Origin of the sequence: Allobosea eneae, from assembly GCF_042657265.1 — a bacterium.
Lineage (GTDB): Bacteria > Pseudomonadota > Alphaproteobacteria > Rhizobiales > Beijerinckiaceae > Allobosea > Allobosea eneae.
The window spans coordinates 1-1,212 of the sequence record NZ_JBHSLW010000149.1 but is presented as its reverse complement, the minus strand read 5'-3'; the positions used below and the strand labels follow the sequence as shown (position 1 = coordinate 1,212).

The following is a 1,212-nucleotide window of genomic DNA, read 5'->3' as shown; positions in this document are numbered from 1 at the left end:
CCACCATCGCCTCCGCGACGGCCTTCCTCTACGCAGCCGCCGCCATGGTTCTTATCCGCCGCATCGCGCGAGCGTCATGAGTTCCGGGACGGACTCTCAGATCCATCAATTCTCCTACGTGTTGCCGTACTCGATCCTGAAAAGCGAAGGCCAAAAGGCTCGCGGAATTGGCGACGTGTTGCTGAACTATCGATACCAAGCATTATTCGAAAGCGCGGTTACGCCGGCTTTTGCACCGCGCATCAGCCTCGTTTTGCCTACCGGCAATTTCAGGAAAGGTACTGGCAACGGCTCCTTCGGCGTTCAGGGCAGCCTACCCTTCAGCAAGGTTGTCAGCGATCGAGTGACACTCCACGCGAACGCCGGGGCGACTTCGCTGTTTGACGTTTCGGGACGCAGTCCAATGAGCTTCAATCTTGGAGGAAGTGCCGTCTATGCGGTCACGCGCGACTTCAACGTGCTTTTGGAAACCGTGGGTGAGCGTATCGAAACCGTAAATGCGACCCGCGGGATCGACCGCGAATATGCATTGACGATTTCCCCCGGGGCTCGCTACGCCTTCAACCTGCCCGACACACAGATCGTTCTAGGCCTCGGCGCACCTATTACATTTTCACGAGACAAAAGGCCAAGTTATGGCGCAATATTCTATCTGTCTGTGGAGCCCAAGATCCTCCAATAGGGGAATCTATCGTCGCTTTGTCTCGTGGTGTAAATGACAACAGCCTCCCGTTATGTCGGATAAAAATTCAACGGGTTAGCTCGACCGTAAATATGACAAGACACTGGAAATAAAAGGAGCATGCCATGAAACGAAATTATCTGATTTTTTCTCTTATGACTATCTTTCTTACAGATTTAGCGATAGCACAAAATGTGAAGATTACAGGCCTTGGTGCGTCAAAATGTACTAAATACATCGATGATATCGCCGGCAATGAAACATCGGAAAAAATTTACTTTTCATGGGCACAAGGTTTCATGAACGGCGCATTAGTCAGAGCCCCAGCAGGAGTAGATGATAATCTAGACTTAATTCCGCGCAGTTTTCCGGTTGTCGACCAAATGTCGTTTTTGAAAAACTGGTGCGGATCTAATCGTGACAATGATTTTAGGCCTCGTGGACAAAGCTTGACCTGAGACACGCGGATTGATTCAAGGCTTCTTTTTGGAGGAAGCCTTGGGCGAGCGGATCGGTCTGACGGACGAGGA

2 protein-coding genes are annotated in these 1,212 nt (G+C 50.8%); both read left to right on the top strand.

All coding sequences use genetic code 11. From position 1 onward, the window contains the following. The first annotated feature begins 76 nt into the window (after positions 1–76). Positions 77–682 carry a transporter gene (locus tag ACFPOB_RS31100; protein ID WP_377801993.1) on the top strand — a complete coding sequence of 202 codons (606 nt, stop codon included), beginning with the start codon at positions 77–79 and terminating at the stop codon, positions 680–682. Positions 683–807: 125 nt separating this feature from the next. Next, entirely contained in the window at positions 808–1,140 is a 333-nt protein-coding gene (locus ACFPOB_RS31095) for a hypothetical protein (RefSeq protein WP_377801992.1), read from the top strand. Positions 1,141–1,212: the final 72 nt, after the last annotated feature.